This is a genomic window from Vreelandella lutescens (assembly GCF_014640815.1).
Lineage (GTDB): Bacteria > Pseudomonadota > Gammaproteobacteria > Pseudomonadales > Halomonadaceae > Vreelandella > Vreelandella lutescens.
Genome location: NZ_BMHM01000002.1, coordinates 150,345 through 170,128, shown reverse-complemented (window position 1 = coordinate 170,128; position 19,784 = coordinate 150,345). Strand labels below are relative to the sequence as shown.

Below are 19,784 nucleotides of genomic sequence, written 5' to 3'. Positions count from 1 at the left end.
TTGGCGGTCAATCACAGGCGCTGTTTGTATTCGCCAGTACGACGTTACTAGCAACACCCTAGGAATCAAGTTGATGAGTATAAAGGTTAAGCGTTCTCGCGCACAGCCCATTGCCCAACTGCTGACCAAGTCTGGCGGTGTCGGGCAACTCATGCGCCAGTCACGCCTCATTGATCAAGCACAGCGCCATCTTCGCGCCCATTTACCTGAAGAAATGCGCGAACACATTTTTGTCGGCGGCTTTAGTAATGGGCGACTCACATTGATCAGTGGGCAAGCCAGCTGGTTAACGTGGTTACGCTATGAACAGTCACGCCTACTGGACTTACTCCACCAGCTGCCCGGCTTTGAAGGGGTCACAGGGTTCACCCTAAAAGTTCGCCCAATACGCCCCATCGAAACGCCTAAACGCTACACACGTACGCTTTCAGATGATGCGGGAAAAACCCTGGCCGAGTGCGCCAAAGACACTGACAACCCTAAATTAAAAAACGCCCTTGAGCGGCTTGCTTCACACGCTGCTCGCCCTATAGAACCCAAATAGTAACGCCCTAAAACGCATAAAGCACCGCCGTAGCGATGCTTTATAAGGTGGGGTGCCGTTTCGTTATTTCAACTCCACTCCCCCAACATTTTACTTTATACCAAGCTACGCCATGGCAGGAGCCGCGTAGGAGATAGGTGCCACTGCCTTCTCTTCTTCAAACGTCACAATTTCAAATGCGTCAGGCTGCGCCATCAGCTCGCGGCATAGCTGGTTATTTAATGCATGACCCGACTTCACGCCACGGAACTCGCCAATCAGGCTATAGCCAAGCTGATACAGATCACCAATGGCATCTAGCACCTTATGCTTAACAAACTCATCTTCGTAGCGCAATCCACCCTCGTTCACAATGCGATAGTCATCTACCACAATGGCATTTTCTAAGCTGCCGCCTAGCGCCAAATTGTTGGAACGTAGATACTCTAAATCGCGCATAAACCCGAAAGTACGTGCACGGGAGACTTCTTTTACGAACGAGGTGGTCGAAAAGTCGATCAGTGCTGTCTGTTTTTGCTGCTCAAACACCGGATGATCAAAATCGATCGCGAACGATACTTTGAAGCCCTGGTGAGGCAAGAAAGTAGCCTCTTTATCACCATCAGTGACGCCGATACGGCGCTTAATGCGGATAAACTTCTTCGCTGCATCCTGCTCCAAAATGCCCGCTGATTGGATCAGAAAGACAAAAGGACTGGCGCTGCCATCCATAATAGGCACTTCAGGCGCGCTAATATCGACGTAAGCATTGTCGATACCTAAACCAGCAAAGGCCGACATCAAATGCTCAACCGTCGCGACTTTGACGCCTTCATAGGAGAGCGCGGTGCACAGCGTGGTGTCTTCTACCAATTCGGCACGAGCAGGGACGTGCACCACTGGGTCCAGATCGGTTCTGACAAACACAATACCGGTATTGGCCGGTGCCGGACGCAAAGCCATATGGACTTTTTTGCCAGAGTGCAGACCCACTCCAGTGGCGCGAATGACGTTTTGTAATGTGCGTTGTCTGATCATGGGTAGTGGTCAAGCTCTGATGACGGCGGTTCGCAGCTTAATGCTACAAAGCCCGCAGGGGAAAGAAAGTTATCAAACAGTGTTCACTTTAACAGCAAACGAGTGTTTTAACCAATAAAACTCTCGTTTGCTGCCTCAATGATCCTGATAGCGGGGATTAATCCGCTTGGCGACGCAAAAATGCGGGGATATCGAGATAGTCGTCAGCATCGACTGAGCGACGTTTTTCAGCGCGGGGCTTAGGTGCCGGTTCTGGAGCCTCAGCACGTGCCGTTGCCTGCTGGCGCATGACGGTCGGCTGCTGCAACTTGCGGTAGTCGGAAGAGGAGCCAGTATCGGCTGCGGAGCGGCGTGCTGGTTCACGAGTTGCTGCTTTCGCCTTACTGCCGTCTAAGCCTGCCGCAACGACCGTGACGCGCAGTTCATCGGACATTTCCATATCAATGGAAGTACCCACCACAATGGTTGCTTCTGGTGAGGCAAACTCTTGTACCGTGGCACCGACGTCGTTGAACTCACCAATGGAGAGGTCTGGGCCAGCAGTGATGTTGACCAGAATACCGCGCGCACCGTGTAGGTCGATATCTTCCAACAGCGGGCTGCGAATCGCTTTTTCAGCCGCTTCACGGGCACGGTTCTCACCTGTAGCGCCGCCTGTGCCCATCATCGCCATGCCCATTTCGGACATCACAGTGCGTACGTCGGCAAAGTCGACGTTAATAATACCGGGACTGGTAATCAGCTCGGCAATGCCCTGCACTGCGCCTAGCAGCACGTCGTTCGCTGCACTGAAGGCCGTCAGCAGCGTGGCATTTTTTCCCAACACTGACAGCAGTTTTTCGTTGGGAATAGTGATCAAAGAATCAACGTGTTCAGAGAGCTCTTTCATGCCCTCTTCAGCCGCACGCATACGCTTAGGCCCTTCAAACGGGAATGGGCGAGTAACGACCGCCACCGTGAGGATACCCAGCTCTTTTGCCACCTGCGCCACAACAGGTGCGCCACCAGTACCGGTGCCGCCGCCCATGCCGGCGGTGATAAAGACCATGTCTGCGCCGCTAAGTAGCTCAGCAATACGCTCACGATCTTCCATGGCAGCTTGACGCCCTACCTCTGGGTTAGCGCCAGCACCAAGCCCTTTGGTGATTTCGCTGCCTAGTTGCAGTACTGTTTTTGCCGATACGCGCTTAAGCGCCTGAGCATCGGTATTGGCGCAAATAAATTCGACGCCTTCAATATTGCTCTCGACCATGTGGTTGACAGCATTACCGCCGCCGCCGCCAACACCCACTACTTTGATGACCGCACTGCTCGAGGGTGCGTTATCTACCAATTCGAACATAAGCCCCGTCTCCTGAACCGCGCTTGCGGCCCTATCAGAAATTTCCTTTGAACCAGCCTTTGATTCTTGCCAGCGCCGAATGGCCATCCTTGATATCACGCCGGGCTAATTCGTTACGTCCTTTGTGGGCCGCAACGACTCCCCCGTGGCTTTCTAGGCCTTGCCCATGACGCGTTTCCTGCAGTGCATAATGCAGTAAACCAACGCCCGTCGCATAGATAGGATTGCGAACCACATCTGCCAAGCCTCTGACATTTTGCGGGCAGGCAATGCGAACTGGCATATGAAAAATCTCCTCTGCTAGCTCGCTTACACCCTCCATGCGCGAGGTGCCGCCGGTGAGCACCACACCCGCTGCGACCATATCTTCATAGCCACTGCGGCGTAATTCGTCTCGTACTAAAGTAAACAGTTCTTCATAGCGTGGCTCGACCACTTCGGCCAACGCCTGACGCGAGAGATCTCGTGCCGGGCGGTCGCCTACGCTAGGCACCTTAATCATTTCATCACTTGCAGCCAGCTGAGTTAGAGCACAAGCATACTTAACTTTTATCTCTTCCGCATGTTGCGTTGGCGTGCGTAATGCCATGGCAATATCGTTGGTGACTTGATCACCCGCGATAGGAATAACGGCCGTGTGGCGAATGGCCCCTTCTGTAAAGATAGCCATATCCGTGGTGCCACCGCCAATATCTACCATGCAGACGCCTAGCTCACGCTCGTCTTCTGTCAGCACGGCCATACTCGAAGCCAACTGCTCGAGAATGATAGCGTCAACGTCTAAGCCACAGCGGCGTACGCATTTTTCAATGTTTTGAACCGCATTCAGCGCGGCGGTCACTAGATGCACCTGCGCCTCTAGCCGCACCCCAGACATGCCGAGCGGCTCGCGAATACCACCTTGGGCATCAATGGAAAACTCTTGCGGCAATACGTGCAGTACGCGTTGCCCTTCAGAAATCGCTCTGGCCCGAGCAGAGTCAATCACGCGCTCAATATCCGAAGGCGTCACTTCACGCTCTTTAATAGCCACCACACCATCGGAATTCATAGAGCTGATATGACTACCTGCTACGCCCACATATACCGAGTGAATATCACAACCTGCCATCAACTCGGCTTCTTCGACCGCACGCTGAATTGACTGAACTGTGGACTCAATATTGATGACAACGCCGCGCTTCATGCCGCGGGAGGGATGGGAACCGATACCGGCAATCTCAATCCCACCATCATCAGTGGGTTGACCGACTATCGCGACGACCTTGGACGTTCCAATGTCCAGCCCGACAACCATATTGGATGCGTTGGGTGAGCCTGCCATGAGTCGGTAAATCTCCTTGACGTCGTTTAAATGAACGCAGAGGGCAGGTTATTTGCCGCAGCAAACAAGACTTCCCCCAACTTTAATGAATAAATATAAATTTAACACTCGTTGATCGAGCTAACCGCTGACAGGATAATAAAAACTCACCCACATCACCGCTAGGGACATAGTATAGAAACAATAGTCGTAATACGACTAGCCCACACCTACGATAATTGGCTTGGGAGTCAAATTAAACCCTATTGGCGGGTTTTTCGGCGTTGGCAACCACTCACCTTTTCCTACTTCTTGCACATTGTCATCTGTTGTTACTCTTCTGGCCCTTGCTCCTCACTCTCTTGAAAATCGGTTTCACCATGCCAAGCGACTGCAACGCCATTAGGATAGCGTAAGTCAATATAACGGATATGGTCGCTTAAACTGGCGAGTTCGCGCTGCCAAGATGCGGATAGCCTCGCTAATCGCTCACCATGCTGACGCCTACCTAACATTACCCAGGCACCATCCCCCAACTGCAAACGCCATGCACCTCGGGGTTCAAGGCGAAGCTGAGAAAGGGAAAGAGCGAGTCCTGCAAAGTGAGGCATCAAACGATTGTAGTAGGCCAACACCTCTTCACTGCTGCCCGCCGGGCCTGCTAAATCAGGCAGCCCACTAGGCACTTCCAGAGGAGCAAACGCAAACGGCTCGCCCTCTGGGTTCAATAGAAAATCATCATTCCAGCGGGCGACGGGCGTTTGCTCGATAAGCTCAAACACGAGCGCATTGGGCCACTCGCGCGAGATACGCACTTCGTATAGCCAACCAATATCCATAGCTCGGCGACGAAGCGCTCCTAAATCTGCCGAGAGCCACGTCGCCTCCTGCACTAAGGGAGCTAGCTGCGTACGCAAGTAATCCGCACTGACGTACTCCCATTCACCTCGGATTGATACACGTTCAATGGGGCGATCAAGCCAAAGCCATAAGGCACGACTGCCAGCAACCAGCAGCAGTACCAGCAGTACAACGCCCAGCCATGCGTTGCGTTTTTTCATAACGTTCCTATTGCCCAGCGACTCATCACGTCAAGCTCGCTGAACGGCGGTCTGTAAGATACGCAGAACCAACTGATCAAAGTCGATACCCGCATGGGCAGCCGCCTGCGGTACTAAACTGTGGTCAGTCATGCCCGGCACGGTGTTGACCTCAATGAGCCAAAACTTGCCCGACGCATCCCGCATGACATCAATACGCCCCCACCCCTCGCCTCCTACCGCTAAAAAGGCGTCTTTGCACAGCGCGGCAAGCGTCTGCTCGTCCTGCTCTGACAGCCCACAAGGTAGGTGGTACTGGGTAGTATTCGCGATATATTTGGCTTCATAGTCATAAAACCCACCCGGCACCTCTACTCGAATGGCAGGCAGTACGTCATCCCCGAGAAGCGCAACGGTGTACTCATCACCGACGATAAACCGCTCTGCCATTACCCGGGCATCAAACTGAGCGGCGGCGGTGTAGGCTGCTTTTAATTCATCGTGGTTTTTGACAATACTAATGCCCAGGGTAGAGCCTTCATGCACTGGCTTCACCATCATCGGCAGCCCCAACTGGTCAACCACGGCTGACCAGTCAGCATGCTCACTGAGCATAATACTTTCAGGCGTGGGCAGCCCAACGGCCTGCCAGACTTGTTTAGTGCGCTGTTTATCCATTCCCAACGCGGAGGCCAACACACCGCTGCCGGTATAAGGCACGCCCAGAAGCTCTAATGCTCCCTGGAAGGTGCCATCTTCACCGCCGCGCCCGTGTAATGCTACAAACACGGCACTGGGCGCGAGACGCTCAAGCCCCGTGAGCCCTTCCTCTTTAGGGTCATAACCCACGGCATCGACTCCCTGGCGCTGCAGTGCTGCCAGAATCGCCGCACCGCTTTTCAGAGAGACGTCGCGCTCTGCCGATGTGCCGCCATAAACCACGACAACGCTGCCCACAGAATCGGTTTTTCCACCGCTCATAGCGCCACCTCGTCCAGTTCCAATGTTGCCTGGGCCAGGCGAAGTGAAATGCCGCCTACATCCCCCGCTCCCTGAGTAATCAAGATATCACCAGGACGCAGCACATTCTTCAGCAAGGCAGGCAGCTCCTGCTTATGCTCAACAAACAGCGGATCGACCTCGCCACGTTGACGAATAGAGCCCGCCAGTGTTTTCCCCTCGGCACCCGGCAAAACCGCCTCACCGGCACTGTATACATCCAGCAGCACCAGGGTATCCACTTGGGAAAGTACACGCACAAAATCCTCATACAGATCCCGGGTGCGACTGTAACGGTGAGGCTGGTAAAGCATCACAAGGCGTCGATCCGGCCAACCCGCACGTACGGCTTTAATCACCATATCCACTTCACGGGGGTGATGCCCGTAGTCGTCCACCAGCATAATGTCGCCGCCGCCAGAAGGTGCCGGGTAGTGACCATGCACCTGAAAGCGCCGACCCACTCCCGCAAACCCTGCCAAACCGCGCTGAATAGCGTCATCACTCACGCCCGCATCGGTAGCCACGACAATGGCGGCCATGGCGTTGAGCGCATTATGGCGACCGGGCATCGCGAGACGAATCGCTAGAGGCGCAGCACCTCCGGGGCGAAGGGCAGTAAACGAGACTTCTGCCGCCTGCTGAGAGAAGTCAACGATGCGGTAATCGGCATCTTCATCAAACCCGTAAGTTACAAACTGTCGTTTAATCTGATCACACAGCACGCGCACATGGGGGTCATCAATACACAGCACCGCAAGGCCATAAAATGGCAAGTTGTGTAAAAACTCGATGAAGGTGCTCTTTAAGCGCTCAAAATCGCCGCCATAGGTCGCCATATGGTCAGCATCGATATTGGTGACAATCGAGACCATAGGCTGCAAATGAAGAAAAGAGGCGTCTGACTCATCTGCTTCCGCTACGAGATAGTCACCCTCGCCTAACCGCGCATTGGCACCCGCACTGGTCAGCTTTCCACCAATCACAAATGTCGGATCAAGCCCACCCTCAGCCAGCAGCGTCGCGGTTAGGCTGGTCGTCGTCGTTTTACCATGCGTGCCCGCAACCGCAATACCATGGCGAAAGCGCATCAGCTCAGCCAGCATCTCAGCCCGGCGTACTACTGGCACACGGTGCTCATGAGCCCAACGAATCTCAGGGTTGGTTTCATCAATAGCACTGGAGACAACCACGACATCGGCACCCTGCACGTGCTCTTCGGCATGCCCAATGGCCACGCTCACGCCACACTGTCGCAGGCGTTCGACGACGGCAGAGGCCTTCGTGTCGCTTCCGCTGACTTGGTAGCCTTGGTTCGCCAACACTTCGGCAATCCCACACATGCCTGCACCACCGATACCTACAAAATGCAGCCGCTTGATACGACGCATGCCGGGGCCGGTTGGACGAGCCCCCTGCGGCGACAGGTTAGTCACTGAATCGGTCACGCAGTTTCTCCTTGCTTTACCAAACCCAAACAGCCTGCTGCTAGACGCTCAGTGGCATCTAAATATGCGGCTTGGCGCGCCTTAGACGCCATTTCCGCCAGCCTGTCGGGATGAAGTAATTCATCTAATAATTGAGTTAAACGCTCAGGCGTAAGAGCTGACTGGATGACACACTGCGCCGCCCCCGCCTTCACCAGCACATCCGCATTAACCCGCTGATGGTCATCGACGGCAAAGGGGAACGGTACTAAAAGTGAAGGTTTTGCCGCTGCTGCCAGCTCGGCAACCGTTAACGCCCCTGCACGGCACACAACTAAGTCGGCCCATGCGTAGGCAGTCGCCATATCATCAATAAAGGGGCTGACATCGGCCACAATGCCAAACTCTGCATAGGCGTGTGCTGTTGTGACGTCACGCTCTTTACCGGCTTGGTGTCGCACCTCAGGACGTCGCTCTGGCGGCAACGCGGCAAGAGCTGGCGGTAAACGCTCGTTGAGCGCTACCGCACCGAGCGAGCCGCCCACAACCAATAGCCTGAGCGGTCTGTTCACCAGCTCGGCTGCCTGCTTAGGACGCTCACCCAGCGCCGAAATATCATCGCGCACAGGATTACCAATGACCTCGGCCCGACGGCCAAATGCATCTTCAAAAGCGGCATAAGTGCGCGACGCTAGTCGTGAAAGCACTTTGTTGGTTAAACCTGCCACGGCATTTTGCTCGTGAATCACTAGCGGCACGCCTGACAGCCACGCCGCAAGCCCCCCAGGGCCACTGGCAAAGCCACCTAAACCAACCACAACATCAGGCTTAAAGCGTTTAATAATGCGCCGTGCCTGGATAACCGCACGGGAGAGATTAAGAGGCGCTTTACACCAACCTGCCAGACCTTTGCCCCGCAGACCTTCAACCGCGATGGTGTGCAGCGTAATACCAGCCTTGGGCACTAGCCGATTTTCGATACCACGCGGGCTTCCCAGCCATTCAACGTCGACACCTTTGGCCTGTAACGCATGCGCTAACGATAGCGCAGGAATAACGTGCCCACCGGTTCCACCGGCCATGATTAATATCCGTCGACGCAGGTTCGTCGCCACAAACGACTCCTTAAAAAATTACGATAGCCGAGGCTCGCGGCGTGCTCGATAGGGAGTAGGCGTACGCCGTGGGCGATGCCGAGTTTCAGCATCCACGCGCAGCAATAATCCGATCATCATCCCAGTTACCAGCAGACTAGAGCCACCATAACTAATTAACGGCAGGGTAAGCCCTTTTGTGGGTAGCAACCCTGCGCTAACTGCCATATTGATGAATGCCTGCGCCGCGACAATAAAGCCAATCCCGTAGCTGACATATGCTCCAAACAGATGCCCTGCCAGCTCAGCACGACGCCCAACCCACATGGCACGTACGATAAAAAGAGTAAAGAGCAGAACAACCACAATGGCACCGATCATACCTAGCTCTTCCGCCACCACGGCAAAAATAAAGTCGGTGTGAGCTTCGGGCAGGTAATGAAGCTTTTGCACGCTATTGCCAAGCCCCGTGCCGGTCACATGCCCCCGGCCAAAGGCAATCAACGCCTGAGTTAACTGGTAACCCGTCGCAAACTGATCCGCCCAGGGGTCAAGAAAGCTTGTCCAGCGAGCTAAGCGGTAGGGCTCCATAACGACCATCATCACCGCTCCAAAGCCCAACACTCCTCCGCTGCCAAGCAGTAGCGTTAGCGACGCGCCACTCATCATCAACATACCAATGACACAAACGGTATAAACCACCATGCCCCCAAAATCCGGGGCTAAAAAAAGCAGCCCCGCTGGCACGGCTAGCACCGCCAACGGTCGCCACATGGTGAACGCCCGCTGACGTAACTCATAGGTGAATCTTGACATAAACGCGGCCATGTAAAAAATCAGACCGATTTTCGCCAGCTCAGACACCTGCAAACTAGGTAATGGTCCAGGCAGTGAAATCCAGCGCTTACTACCATTCACTTCTTGGCCGATGACCAGCACTAACATCAGCATAAAAATACTGAACAATAAAATGAGCGCCGCATTCTGTCGCCATAGTTCCAATGGCACGCAGAGCATAAATAGGCAGGCCATAATGGCTAGCAATAGAAAAACACCGTGCTGGCGGGTGTAGTGAAAACTATTTTCCAGCAGGCCCACCGACGCGGAGCTCACCATGATCCAACCGAGTCCCGCCAGCGCGACCACCGCTACGATTAGCCAAATATCGCAAGGCAGATGCTGGGTCGTCAGCGCAGCGCGCCAGCGCTGTATTCTGCTCAGGGATTCATCACTCATGGCATCATCTCGCTGCTTTTTTGCTCGACCCAGTGGCGAAATGCATCGCCACGCGCTTGATAGTTAGCAAACTGATCCAGGCTGGCGCAAGCCGGTGAGAGCAGCACGCAGTCGCCGGGCGTTGCCATGGCGAAGGCCATCTCCATCGCTTGCGTTAAATGGCCGACATGCTCAATAGGCAATGCCCCTTCCAGGGCCTTCGCTAGCTGTGGCGCATCGGCACCGAACACAATGGCAGCGCGCGCACACTTTGCCAGAGGTGCCGCCAACGGCGAGAAATCAGCCCCCTTTCCAACTCCCCCTGCCAGCAGAATCAGTTGCCCGTCCAGCGTTGGCCCAATCCCACTAATGGCGGCCAGCGTAGCGCCTACGTTGGTACCTTTTGAGTCGTTGATCCAACGAACACCTTTCAGCTCTGCAATCGTTTCACTGCGGTGCGGCAAGCCCGCAAACGCTGTTAAGGCACGGCACATACGGGTTTGATCAAAGCCTAATGCTTGCCCCATGGCCAGCGCAGCCAGCGCATTGGCGTAATTATGTTGCCCGGTCATACGCAGCTCATCGGCAGCCTGCCAGGGCGTACTGCCCTGCATCAGCCACCAACGCCCGTGCCGCTCCATAAGCCTCCACTCCGCGTCATGGGAGGCTTCTACGCCAAAGCGCTCGATGCGTTTCAGCGGCTGAGTCGGCCATGTTTGTGGATCATCAGCATTCACTACGGCGTGCTCTGCGCCGATGAAAATTCGCTGCTTCGCCTGACGGTAGCCCGCAAGATCGCCGTGACGGTCCAGGTGGTCGTCACAGAGATTTAAGAACGCGACCGAGGCAGCGCCCAAGTAAGGCGTGGTTTCTAACTGAAAGCTGGATAACTCTAAAATGTAGAGGTCCGCATCCGGATGAAGGGATAGAAGATCCAGGGCAGGCGTCCCGAGATTGCCCCCTACGGCCGCGTTAACGCCTGCTGCAGCGGCCATTTCACCCAACAGGGTGGTGACCGTCGATTTAGCATTCGAGCCCGTAATCGCAGCAATCGGCGCTTTAACCACCCGTTTGAACAACGCGATTTCACCCACCAGCATCGGCTCGCCAGTGGCGGGATTATGGCGCTCAAGCAAGCCTTCCAAGCCTGGCGTGCGAGGATCAACGCCTGGGCTAAGCACCACTTCATGCGCTTGGCTTACGTCCAGTGACGTGAGCGGGCCACAGTGCACGGTAATACCGGGGTAAGTCTGGTAAAAATCCTCTAGCCCAGGCGGTTTTTCGCGGGTATCAGCCACCATAAACGGCATACCCTGTCGGGTAAGATGTCGGCATATTGCCTGACCAGAAAGCCCTAGCCCGACCACCAGCGTATATCCGTTAGGTACCTGCACCATGCGGCTCCTTATGCCATGCGCCAAAGGCGGCGAACGCCGCCCGCTGTTTCTCTTATCAACGAACGTTTATTAACGAACTTTGAGCGTGGCTAAGCCTAGCAACACCAGCACGACGGTAATAATCCAGAAGCGCACAATGACCCGTGGCTCTGGCCAGCCTTTCAGCTCGTAATGGTGGTGTAGCGGTGCCATACGGAAAATACGACGGCCGGTCAGCTTATAAGAGCCCACCTGCAAAATCACTGAGACGGTTTCCAATACAAAGATACCGCCCATAATGAACAGGACGATCTCTTGACGGACAATCACCGCGACCACGCCTAAGGCAGCCCCCAAGGCAAGTGCGCCTACATCGCCCATAAAAACCTGAGCAGGATAGGTGTTAAACCATAAAAACCCGAGCCCTGCGCCTGCGATCGTGGCGCAGAACACCGCCAGCTCTCCGGTGCCGTGTATAAACGGGATATGCAGATAGTTAGCGAATACCGCATTACCGCTGGCGTAAGCAAACACAGAAAGCCCCATCGCCACCAACACCGTGGGCATGATCGCTAGACCATCCAAACCATCGGTGAGGTTCACAGCATTCGAACTGCCCACAATGACAAAATAGCTCAGGACGATATAGAACACGCCCAGCGGTAACGCCACATCCTTAAACATGGGAATCAGCAGGCTGGTTTCAGCTGGCGTAGTGGCCGTCAGATAAAGCACCACAGCGGCACTGATACCCACCACCGACTGCCAGAAATATTTCCAACGGGCAGGCAAGCCGCGGGGATTCTTCTCAACTACCTTGCGGTAATCATCGACCCAACCAACCGCCCCAAAGCCCAGGGTAACGAGCAACACTACCCAAACGTAATAATTGGTTAAGTCACCCCATACCAACGTACTGATAGCAATGGCGAGCAAAATCATTGCCCCACCCATGGTGGGAGTGCCCGCTTTAGAAAGATGTGACTGCGGGCCATCATCGCGCACCGCCTGACCAATCTGGCCTTCTACCAGGCGACGAATCACCCACGGGCCTAGCCAGAGACAGAGCATCAGTGCGGTGAGTGCCGCCAGAATGACACGCAGTGTTAGATAGTTAAAAACTTGAAACGCAGATTGATATTGGGCTAAAAAATTCGCCAAATGAAGTAACATGAACGGCGCTTACCTTGTTTCATCCGCACGTAGCGCGGCAATGACGGTTTCCATGCCTGCGCTACGCGACCCTTTCACCAACAGCGTGGCGTTAGGCGGAAGAGTATTAATAACATGACGCACTAGCGTCTCGTGGTCGTCAAAATGCTGCCCGCGACCAAAGGCTTCCGATGCCGCGCGCGCCGCCTCGCCATAAGTGAGCAAGGCATCCACCCCTAACGACGCGGCATAGCGACCGATCTCTGCATGCAAGGCATGCGACTCGCCACCCAGTTCACCCATTGCCCCCAAGGCACACCAGCGTGGCGCAGGAAAACTAGCCAGTGCATCCAAGGCAGCTTTCACCGCCCCTGGATTGGCATTGTAAGTATCATCCAGCAGGGTGGCTTGGCGCAGGCCTGGCACGACGCTCAATCGGCCAGACAGCGAAGCAAGGCGGCTTAATCCAGACACCACTTGCTCTGCCGAAACCCCGAGCGCCAATGCCGCAGCCGAAGCGGCCAGGGCATTACTCACATTATGCTTACCAATAAGCGGCAGTTGCACGTCACCCAGGACGTGACCGTTCGCAACAAGCGTGAAAGCATACCGCCCCTGGGGGTCACAGGAAAGTGCCCGTGCGTGAACGTCCGCATCCTCATGTAAGCCATAGCTTACAATCTGCCGCGGAGTAGCGCAGGCAGCCCAAAAGCTGTAGTAACGGTCATCACGATTAATAACGGCGGTACCCTGGGTGCCAAGACCGGCTAAAATTTCACTCTTTGCCTGAGCAATCTGCCCCATACCACCAAACTCGCCCACATGGGCACCCGTCACATTGGTGATAATGGCGACTTGCGGGGCCGCTAGCTGGCTGGTCCAAGCGATTTCACCCAGGTGGTTAGCACCCAATTCAACAACACCCGCTTGATGTTGAGGGGATAAACGCAGCAGCGTTAGCGGGGCACCAATATCGTTATTAAGATTTCCTTCAGTGGCTAACACGCTGCCCAGCGGAGCGAGCAGCACAGCGGTCATCTCTTTCACGGTGGTTTTGCCGCTATTGCCGGTGACCGCTACCAGCGGCAATGTAAATCGCTGACGCCACGCTCGTGCGACCAGACCCAGCCCAAGCCGGGTATCCGCGCAAATAAGTTGAGGCAGCGCACTATCAACAGCGCGTTCAACCAAAGCGGCGGCTGCCCCCTGCTCCCGGGCTTGTTCAACAAACTCGTGGCCATCAAAGCGCGGCCCCTTTAGGGCAATAAACAGACACCCAGGCTCAATCTTGCGCGTATCGGTGACGACCGATGAAATAGGCAAGGAGGCATTTTCTGCCGAGACATGGCAGCCAAGCGCTGCGGCAATTTCTGCCAATGCCCACATTAGGCAACTCCCCGCGTCGCCAAGGCTTGCAGCACCTGCTCGTCATCCTGGAAAGCATGCCGAACGCCCTCAATCTCTTGATACGCCTCATGCCCTTTTCCAGCGATCAAGATAACGTCGTCAGCGGCAGCCTGATGCACGGCGTAAAGGATGGCTTGACGCCGGTCGCCTATATCATCTACCGCCACACTGCCCGTAAAGCCCGCATGAATCTGCTGTCGAATCTGCTCGGCGACTTCATGACGGGGATTATCGTCGGTCACCACGATGCGATCCGCCAACTGCTCAGCCACTTTGGCCATCTCAGCACGCTTACCGGTATCCCGCTCACCGCCACATCCAAATAAGCACCAGAGCTTTCCTTGCCCCCCCAGATGGGCGCGCAAGGCACCCATGGCACTGTGCAGCGCATCAGGTGTATGCGCGTAATCCACTACCACACTAGGGGCTTTATTGCCGCCGTAGCACGCCATGCGCCCCGGCACAGGGGCAAGTTTGGCCGCAACGGCAAAGAGATCGTCAAGAGACTCTCCCAGCCCATAAAGCACGGCGATCGCCAGCAGCACGTTATCCAGATTAAAGCGGCCCATTAGGCCCAGCTGCAGTACTTTTTCACCCTCAGGGGTGGCGACCAACGCCTGCTGTCCAAGCGCATGAGGCTGCCAATCAAGAACACGCAGCGTCACCGCCTCGTCTCCACCCGTCGCCAGCACACGCACGCGGCTATCACAGCCTGCCAACATCAGTTTCGCGAGCGGATCGTCGCCGTTAACCACGGCAAGGGTGAGCTCTGCACGTCGAAACAGCTTGGCTTTTGCGGCCGCGTAAGCCGCCATACTGCCGTGATAATCCAGATGGTCACGCGTTAGATTGGTAAAGACCGCTACATTGACGTCTACTGCGTCTAGGCGATGTTGATCTAACGCATGGGAAGATGCCTCAAGTGCAACGCGCTTTACGCCCTGGCGGGCCAGCTCTCCCAGCGTCGCCTGAAGCGCCAGCGGGCCTGGCGTGGTTAAGCCGCTTTCCAATAAACGGCCTGGTCGACCCACTCCCAATGTGCCAATGACACCGGCCGAGGTACCTAGCTGCTCACTCAGCTCAGCCAAGTAGTGCGTTACAGAGCTCTTACCGTTAGTTCCTGTGACGGCAATCACCTCTAGGTCACGCGGCACATCAAATAGCGCCCGCCCAAGCTCGCCTAGACGCAGCGACAGGTGTGGCAGAAAGAGCACATATCCTTCCAACCACATATCACTATCTTTGGTGTGCGCCAGCACCAGCGAGGCTCCCCTGGCCAAGGCTTGATCAATATATTCGCGCCCATCGCGCTGGCTCCCAGGCACGGCTACAAACACGTCACCAGCCGTCAGCGAACGAGAGTCAGTGATCAAGTTGAACTGCTCAGGCAGGTTAGGCCACGGGGGCAACTCTGCACTTGGCCAGACGTGGTGCAACGCTTTCCGTAACTGGTCGGGGCATATCGTCATGCCATCTCCTTAAACACTATTCGGCATCGTGGTCTGGCGGTACATCAAGTAACCGCAAGGCATTACCGGTGACGCTGGAAAACACCGGTGCTGCCACTGCACCGCCATAGAATTCGCCCGCTCGGGGATGGTCAATCATTACCACGGTCACAATGCGCGGATCTGAAATAGGGGCAATACCTGCAAACACGCTTCGGTAGGCATCAGTTGCATATCCCTGCTGACCTGTTTTACGCACGGTGCCGGTTTTACCGCCGACACGATACCCCTCCACTCGAGCACGCCGCCCGCCCGTGTAAGCCCCTACGGACGTCTCAAGAATATCCAGTAAATCGTTTGCAACGTCTGGCGATATTGCAGGAATACCTTGAGGAGGTTCTGACAACCTTAACAGGGAGGGAGGCAGTCGTTCACCGCCGTTCGCCAACGCGGTATAAGCGCTCGCCAATTGCAGTGCGGATACCGACAAACCATAGCCGTACGAGAGTGCGGCACGTTCGCTTCGTGACCACTGAACAGGCGCAGGCAAGCTGCCCGTTGACTCTCCCGGAAAGCCCGTACCAGGGCTTTGCCCTAAGCCAAGCTGATTATATTTTTCCCAAATAGCCGTGTCGCTGAGCTGCAACGCTAACCGCGACATACCAATGTTAGAGGACTTTTCAAGAATTCCGGGAAGATCTAACTCACCGTAGTTGCGGAAATCTCGGATAGTGAACTGATCTATCCTCATCCAGCCGGGTGATGTGTCCACCACCGCATCACGTCCGACAATACCACTTTCAAGAATCGCAGCCATGGCCAGGGGCTTCATGACAGAGCCCGGCTCAAAGACATCCACGACAGCCTGATTACGCAATCCTCTAGGATCCAATCCCGCGCGGTTATTGGGGTTATAAGAGGGAAGGTTTGCCATGGCTAGAACTTCACCCGTGCGGGCATCCATCATTACCAGCACGCCACCGTCCGCCTCATGCTCAGCTACTGCAGCACGCAGCTCTCGGTAAGCCATGTATTGGATGCGCTGATCAATGGCAAGGGCAAGTTCCCCGCCGGGTTGCGCATCACGAATAACGCCTAACTCGCGCACCAACCGACCGCGCCGGTCTTTAATGACACGTCGCTGACCTGGATGGCCCGCTAGATAGGGTTGATAAGAGAGCTCTAGCCCCTCCTGCCCCACATCATCCACATTGGTAACACCCAGCAACTGAGCGGCCACTTCACCCGCAGGGTAGTAACGCTTATATTCGCGCTGAGGGTAAACTCCCGGCGTGCGTAAATCGAGTATACGTTGGGCCGCTTCTGGGGTCATTTGACGGCGCAAGTACATAAATTCTCGGCTGCTATAGCGAGACACACGCGACTCAAAGTCATCCAGTGACATGCCTAACGCCTGCGCCAGCATGACACGCTGAATGGCGTCAGAAGGAAGCTCTTGCGGGTTTGCCCACAGCGTTACCACCGGCGTAGAAATGGCCAGAGGCTCACCGTTACGGTCAGTAATCATCCCGCGGTGTGCGGGGATAGCTTCATGGCGGAGCGTGCGAGCATCGCCCTGACTCTGTAGAAATGGGCGATCAATCACCTGCAACAGCGTGATTCGCCCAATCAAAATGACAGAGGCGAGCGCTACTGCTAGTAAAATAAAGGAAAAGCGCCCACCGGCAAGTGGCGGCGCAATAGGGTATTGGCGGGATTTCCCTCCCCGACCGTCACGCCTCATGGCCGGATCACCTCGACATCATTTACGTCAGGAATGCGCATCTCTAGCCGTTCCGTGGCAATTTGCTCAATACGGGCTGGCGTTGACCAAGCCCCCTCTTCCAGCAACAGCTGGCCCCACTCTGTCTGCAGCTGGTTTTTTTCCTGCTCTAACCGCTGTAGCTCAGCAAACTGTACCCGCGTCATGTGCGTCGTAGCGACTACCGTAAGTCCGGTCAACAGGCAGGCAAAAAACAGCACAATAACAGTGATGGGCCACAGGCGAAGACGTAGTTTAAACGGCCACTCTGCCCGCAGTGTGGAAGCCCAATGCACTAGCCGCTCAATGCTCATATTACCCTCGTTTACGCGCCGCCCGCATGACGGCACTACGCGCGCGCGGATTAACATCCACTTCCTCGTCGCTAGGGCGACTCCCTTTTCCAAGCGCTTCAAGACGACGATTCAACTGATCATCGCGGATGGGTACGCCTCGTGGTAAGTGCGTGTCACCGCGCACATGGTGTCGAATAAACCGCTTCACGCGACGGTCTTCCAGGGAGTGGAAGCTAATCACAACAAGATGACCACCCGGTGCCAGCGCTTCAAGCGCTGCTTCTAAGGCGGCATCTAGTTGATCAAGTTCCCCATTGAGATAAATACGCAGGCCTTGGAAGGCTTTCGTGGCGGGGTGACGGCCTTTTTCCCAGGCGGGGTGGGCAGTTTTCAACACCTCGGCCAAATCGACCGTATGGGTAAAGGGCTTTTCGACGCGACGTTTCACCACGGCATTGGCTAGCCGTTTGGCATAACGCTCTTCACCATAGGTTTTAAAGACGCTGGCGATATCTGCTTCGCTGGCACGCGCCAAAAACTCAGCGGCGCTTTCACCCTGGGTGGGATCCATGCGCATATCTAGCGGGCCGTTGCGCATAAAGCTAAAACCGCGCTCAGGGTCGTCCAATTGCGGGGAAGAGACACCCACATCCAGAAGCACACCGGATAGCTTGCCATAAAGCCCCTGCTCTTTGGCAAACTCAGCTAAATGAGCAAATTCGCGCTGGGTAATCTGGAAACGGGCGTCTTCTATCTCATCCGCAGCGGCAATGGCTTGCGGATCACGGTCCATGGCCATTAAACGGCCTTGCTCGCTTAAGCGCGAAAGAATCAACCGGGAGTGACCTCCACGCCCGAAGGTGCCGTCTAGGTAGGCTCCATCCGGGTCATGCACCAGTGCATCTACCGCACCTTCCAATAAAACGCTGGTATGACGAAAGCGGGTGACCTGATCAGCGTCAACAGAAGGCATGTTACTCTCACACAAAAATTGGGAAGGCGCGCTTGGCGCGCCTTTCATGGAAATGGGGAGTCGGCCGATAAGCCGGGTTCTGTCGTGGACAGTCATTCCTCTAGGCGCTGCGTCACCACAGCGCTCAAGCAACCTACCCGGACCCAGCGCGGGCCACGCCATTGGGTCCCTATTTGGTCTTGCTCCGAGTGGGGTTTACCATGCCACGCACTGTTGCCAGGCGCGCGGTGCGCTCTTACCGCACCCTTTCACCCTTACCGGCCCCTGAGGTTTATTTCAGGGACTTAGGCGGTCTACTCTCTGCTGCACTTTCCGTCGGCTTACGCCGCCCAGGCGTTACCTGGCACTCTGCCCTATGGAGCCCGGACTTTCCTCCCCTAACGGCTCTTACAAGCACATTAGCGGCGACTGTCTGGCCGACTCCGGCGGCAAGCATACCAGCGCCCTGCCCTCGCCTCAATGCTGACCTTTCATTGCCTGCAATCGGGCGTACCACTCTTGCTTGCGTCCGCCCAACATTCTGGCCGCAATCGACGCCCCCTGCTTGACCCCCACCCCTTCAGCCAACATGGCAGCCAATAGTTCGTTGGCGTCAATCGACTGCTCATCTCCCTGCACGGCTGGGGGCGCACCGGAAATAATCACTACAAACTCACCGCGACTCTGATTAGGATCCGCCTCCAGCTGGTCACGCAGCGATGCGGGCGAGCCCTGCAAAAAAGTTTCAAAGGTTTTCGTCAACTCCCGCGCCAGCACCACCATACGTTCGGGCATTTGCTCACAAAGAGACTCAAGGGTGTGCACAATACGGTGAGGAGACTCGTAAAAAACCAATGTTTCTTCACGGCCCTGCCATTTTTCCAGCGCTTGGCGGCGTGCGCTGGGCTTCGCGGGTAGAAAACCACCAAACGTGAAACGGTCGGTGGGTAGCCCTGCCCCTGAAAGCGCGGTCACCAGAGCACAGGGCCCTGGTAATGGCACAATATGCCGACCTCGGGCACGCAATTCGCGCACCAGCACAAACCCCGGGTCGCAAATTAATGGCGTACCCGCATCGCTAATCAGCGCGATACTCTCACCAGCGGCTAAGTAACCATCGAGCGTATCGACGCGCTGCGCTTCATTATGCTCGTGCAAAGAAATCATCGGCGTATTCACCCCAAAATGGGCGAGTAAACGTGCGCTATGACGCGTATCCTCCGCCGCAATACGGGAAACGTCGGCTAATACCCGAGCGGCACGCGGCGTTAAGTCGTCCAAATTCCCAATTGGCGTGGCAACCACGTACAATGTGCCCGGATGTTGGTGTGTCATCGTGACTCCCGATTTGTTAATGGCTTGCCCTGACGGTGCGCTATGCTTGTGGAAAGCAACGCTAACCTGCTGATT

Annotated in this window: 17 protein-coding genes and 1 other RNA gene; 1 reads left to right on the top strand and 17 read right to left on the bottom strand. The window is 55.6% G+C overall.

Features of this window, described 5'->3' with window-relative positions:
* Positions 1-73: 73 nt before the first annotated feature.
* Entirely contained in the window at positions 74-544 is a 471-nt protein-coding gene (locus tag IEW65_RS05080; protein WP_188638413.1) for a DUF721 domain-containing protein, read from the top strand.
* Between the two features lie 105 nt (positions 545-649).
* Here the strand turns inward: IEW65_RS05080 and lpxC are convergent, their stop codons facing one another.
* From lpxC to rsmI, 17 genes are all read right to left on the bottom strand, one after another.
* Positions 650-1,561, bottom strand: a complete 912-nt coding sequence (gene lpxC, locus IEW65_RS05075) for a UDP-3-O-acyl-N-acetylglucosamine deacetylase (protein WP_188638412.1) — start codon at positions 1,559-1,561, stop codon at positions 650-652.
* A gap of 157 nt (positions 1,562-1,718) precedes the next feature.
* On the bottom strand, positions 1,719-2,903 hold the full coding sequence (gene ftsZ, locus IEW65_RS05070) for a cell division protein FtsZ (RefSeq protein ID WP_188638411.1): 1,185 nt from the start codon (positions 2,901-2,903) through the stop codon (positions 1,719-1,721).
* Between the two features lie 34 nt (positions 2,904-2,937).
* On the bottom strand, positions 2,938-4,227 hold the full coding sequence (gene ftsA / locus IEW65_RS05065) for a cell division protein FtsA (RefSeq protein WP_188638410.1): 1,290 nt from the start codon (positions 4,225-4,227) through the stop codon (positions 2,938-2,940).
* Between the two features lie 311 nt (positions 4,228-4,538).
* Entirely contained in the window at positions 4,539-5,267 is a 729-nt protein-coding gene (locus IEW65_RS05060) for a cell division protein FtsQ/DivIB (RefSeq protein WP_188638409.1), read from the bottom strand.
* 30 nt (positions 5,268-5,297) lie between these two features.
* Positions 5,298-6,227, bottom strand: coding sequence for a D-alanine--D-alanine ligase (locus IEW65_RS05055; RefSeq protein ID WP_188638408.1), 930 nt, complete (start codon positions 6,225-6,227; stop codon positions 5,298-5,300).
* Positions 6,224-7,636 carry a UDP-N-acetylmuramate--L-alanine ligase gene (murC, locus tag IEW65_RS05050; RefSeq protein WP_188638874.1) on the bottom strand — a complete coding sequence of 471 codons (1,413 nt, stop codon included), beginning with the start codon at positions 7,634-7,636 and terminating at the stop codon, positions 6,224-6,226. Before murC ends, IEW65_RS05055 begins: the two co-directional genes overlap by 4 nt.
* A 53-nt stretch (positions 7,637-7,689) precedes the next feature.
* A complete protein-coding gene (gene murG / locus IEW65_RS05045) occupies positions 7,690-8,787 on the bottom strand; it encodes an undecaprenyldiphospho-muramoylpentapeptide beta-N-acetylglucosaminyltransferase (RefSeq protein WP_268234701.1) in 1,098 nt (365 codons plus the stop codon).
* A gap of 18 nt (positions 8,788-8,805) precedes the next feature.
* On the bottom strand, positions 8,806-9,987 hold the full coding sequence (gene ftsW / locus IEW65_RS05040; RefSeq protein WP_188638872.1) for a putative lipid II flippase FtsW: 1,182 nt from the start codon (positions 9,985-9,987) through the stop codon (positions 8,806-8,808).
* Positions 9,988-9,998: 11 nt separating this feature from the next.
* Positions 9,999-11,378 (bottom strand): UDP-N-acetylmuramoyl-L-alanine--D-glutamate ligase, encoded by a 1,380-nt coding sequence (gene murD, locus IEW65_RS05035; protein ID WP_188638407.1) that lies wholly within the window; start codon positions 11,376-11,378, stop codon positions 9,999-10,001.
* Positions 11,379-11,447: 69 nt separating this feature from the next.
* A complete protein-coding gene (gene mraY / locus IEW65_RS05030) occupies positions 11,448-12,530 on the bottom strand; it encodes a phospho-N-acetylmuramoyl-pentapeptide-transferase (RefSeq protein WP_188638406.1) in 1,083 nt (360 codons plus the stop codon).
* Positions 12,531-12,539: 9 nt separating this feature from the next.
* Positions 12,540-13,895 (bottom strand): UDP-N-acetylmuramoyl-tripeptide--D-alanyl-D-alanine ligase, encoded by a 1,356-nt coding sequence (locus IEW65_RS05025; RefSeq protein WP_188638405.1) that lies wholly within the window; start codon positions 13,893-13,895, stop codon positions 12,540-12,542.
* Entirely contained in the window at positions 13,895-15,385 is a 1,491-nt protein-coding gene (locus tag IEW65_RS05020; protein ID WP_188638404.1) for a UDP-N-acetylmuramoyl-L-alanyl-D-glutamate--2,6-diaminopimelate ligase, read from the bottom strand. The genes IEW65_RS05025 and IEW65_RS05020 overlap by 1 nt, the downstream gene beginning before the upstream one ends.
* A gap of 16 nt (positions 15,386-15,401) precedes the next feature.
* Positions 15,402-17,108 carry a peptidoglycan D,D-transpeptidase FtsI family protein gene (locus IEW65_RS05015; protein ID WP_188638403.1) on the bottom strand — a complete coding sequence of 569 codons (1,707 nt, stop codon included), beginning with the start codon at positions 17,106-17,108 and terminating at the stop codon, positions 15,402-15,404.
* On the bottom strand, positions 17,105-17,440 hold the full coding sequence (gene ftsL, locus IEW65_RS05010; RefSeq protein ID WP_188638402.1) for a cell division protein FtsL: 336 nt from the start codon (positions 17,438-17,440) through the stop codon (positions 17,105-17,107). Before ftsL ends, IEW65_RS05015 begins: the two co-directional genes overlap by 4 nt.
* Before the next feature lies 1 nt (position 17,441).
* Positions 17,442-18,395, bottom strand: coding sequence for a 16S rRNA (cytosine(1402)-N(4))-methyltransferase RsmH (gene rsmH, locus IEW65_RS05005; protein ID WP_044629181.1), 954 nt, complete (start codon positions 18,393-18,395; stop codon positions 17,442-17,444).
* 52 nt (positions 18,396-18,447) lie between these two features.
* Positions 18,448-18,819, bottom strand: an RNA gene (gene rnpB, locus IEW65_RS05000) — RNase P RNA component class A.
* A gap of 32 nt (positions 18,820-18,851) precedes the next feature.
* Positions 18,852-19,709, bottom strand: a complete 858-nt coding sequence (gene rsmI, locus IEW65_RS04995; RefSeq protein ID WP_188638401.1) for a 16S rRNA (cytidine(1402)-2'-O)-methyltransferase — start codon at positions 19,707-19,709, stop codon at positions 18,852-18,854.
* Positions 19,710-19,784 lie beyond the last annotated feature (75 nt).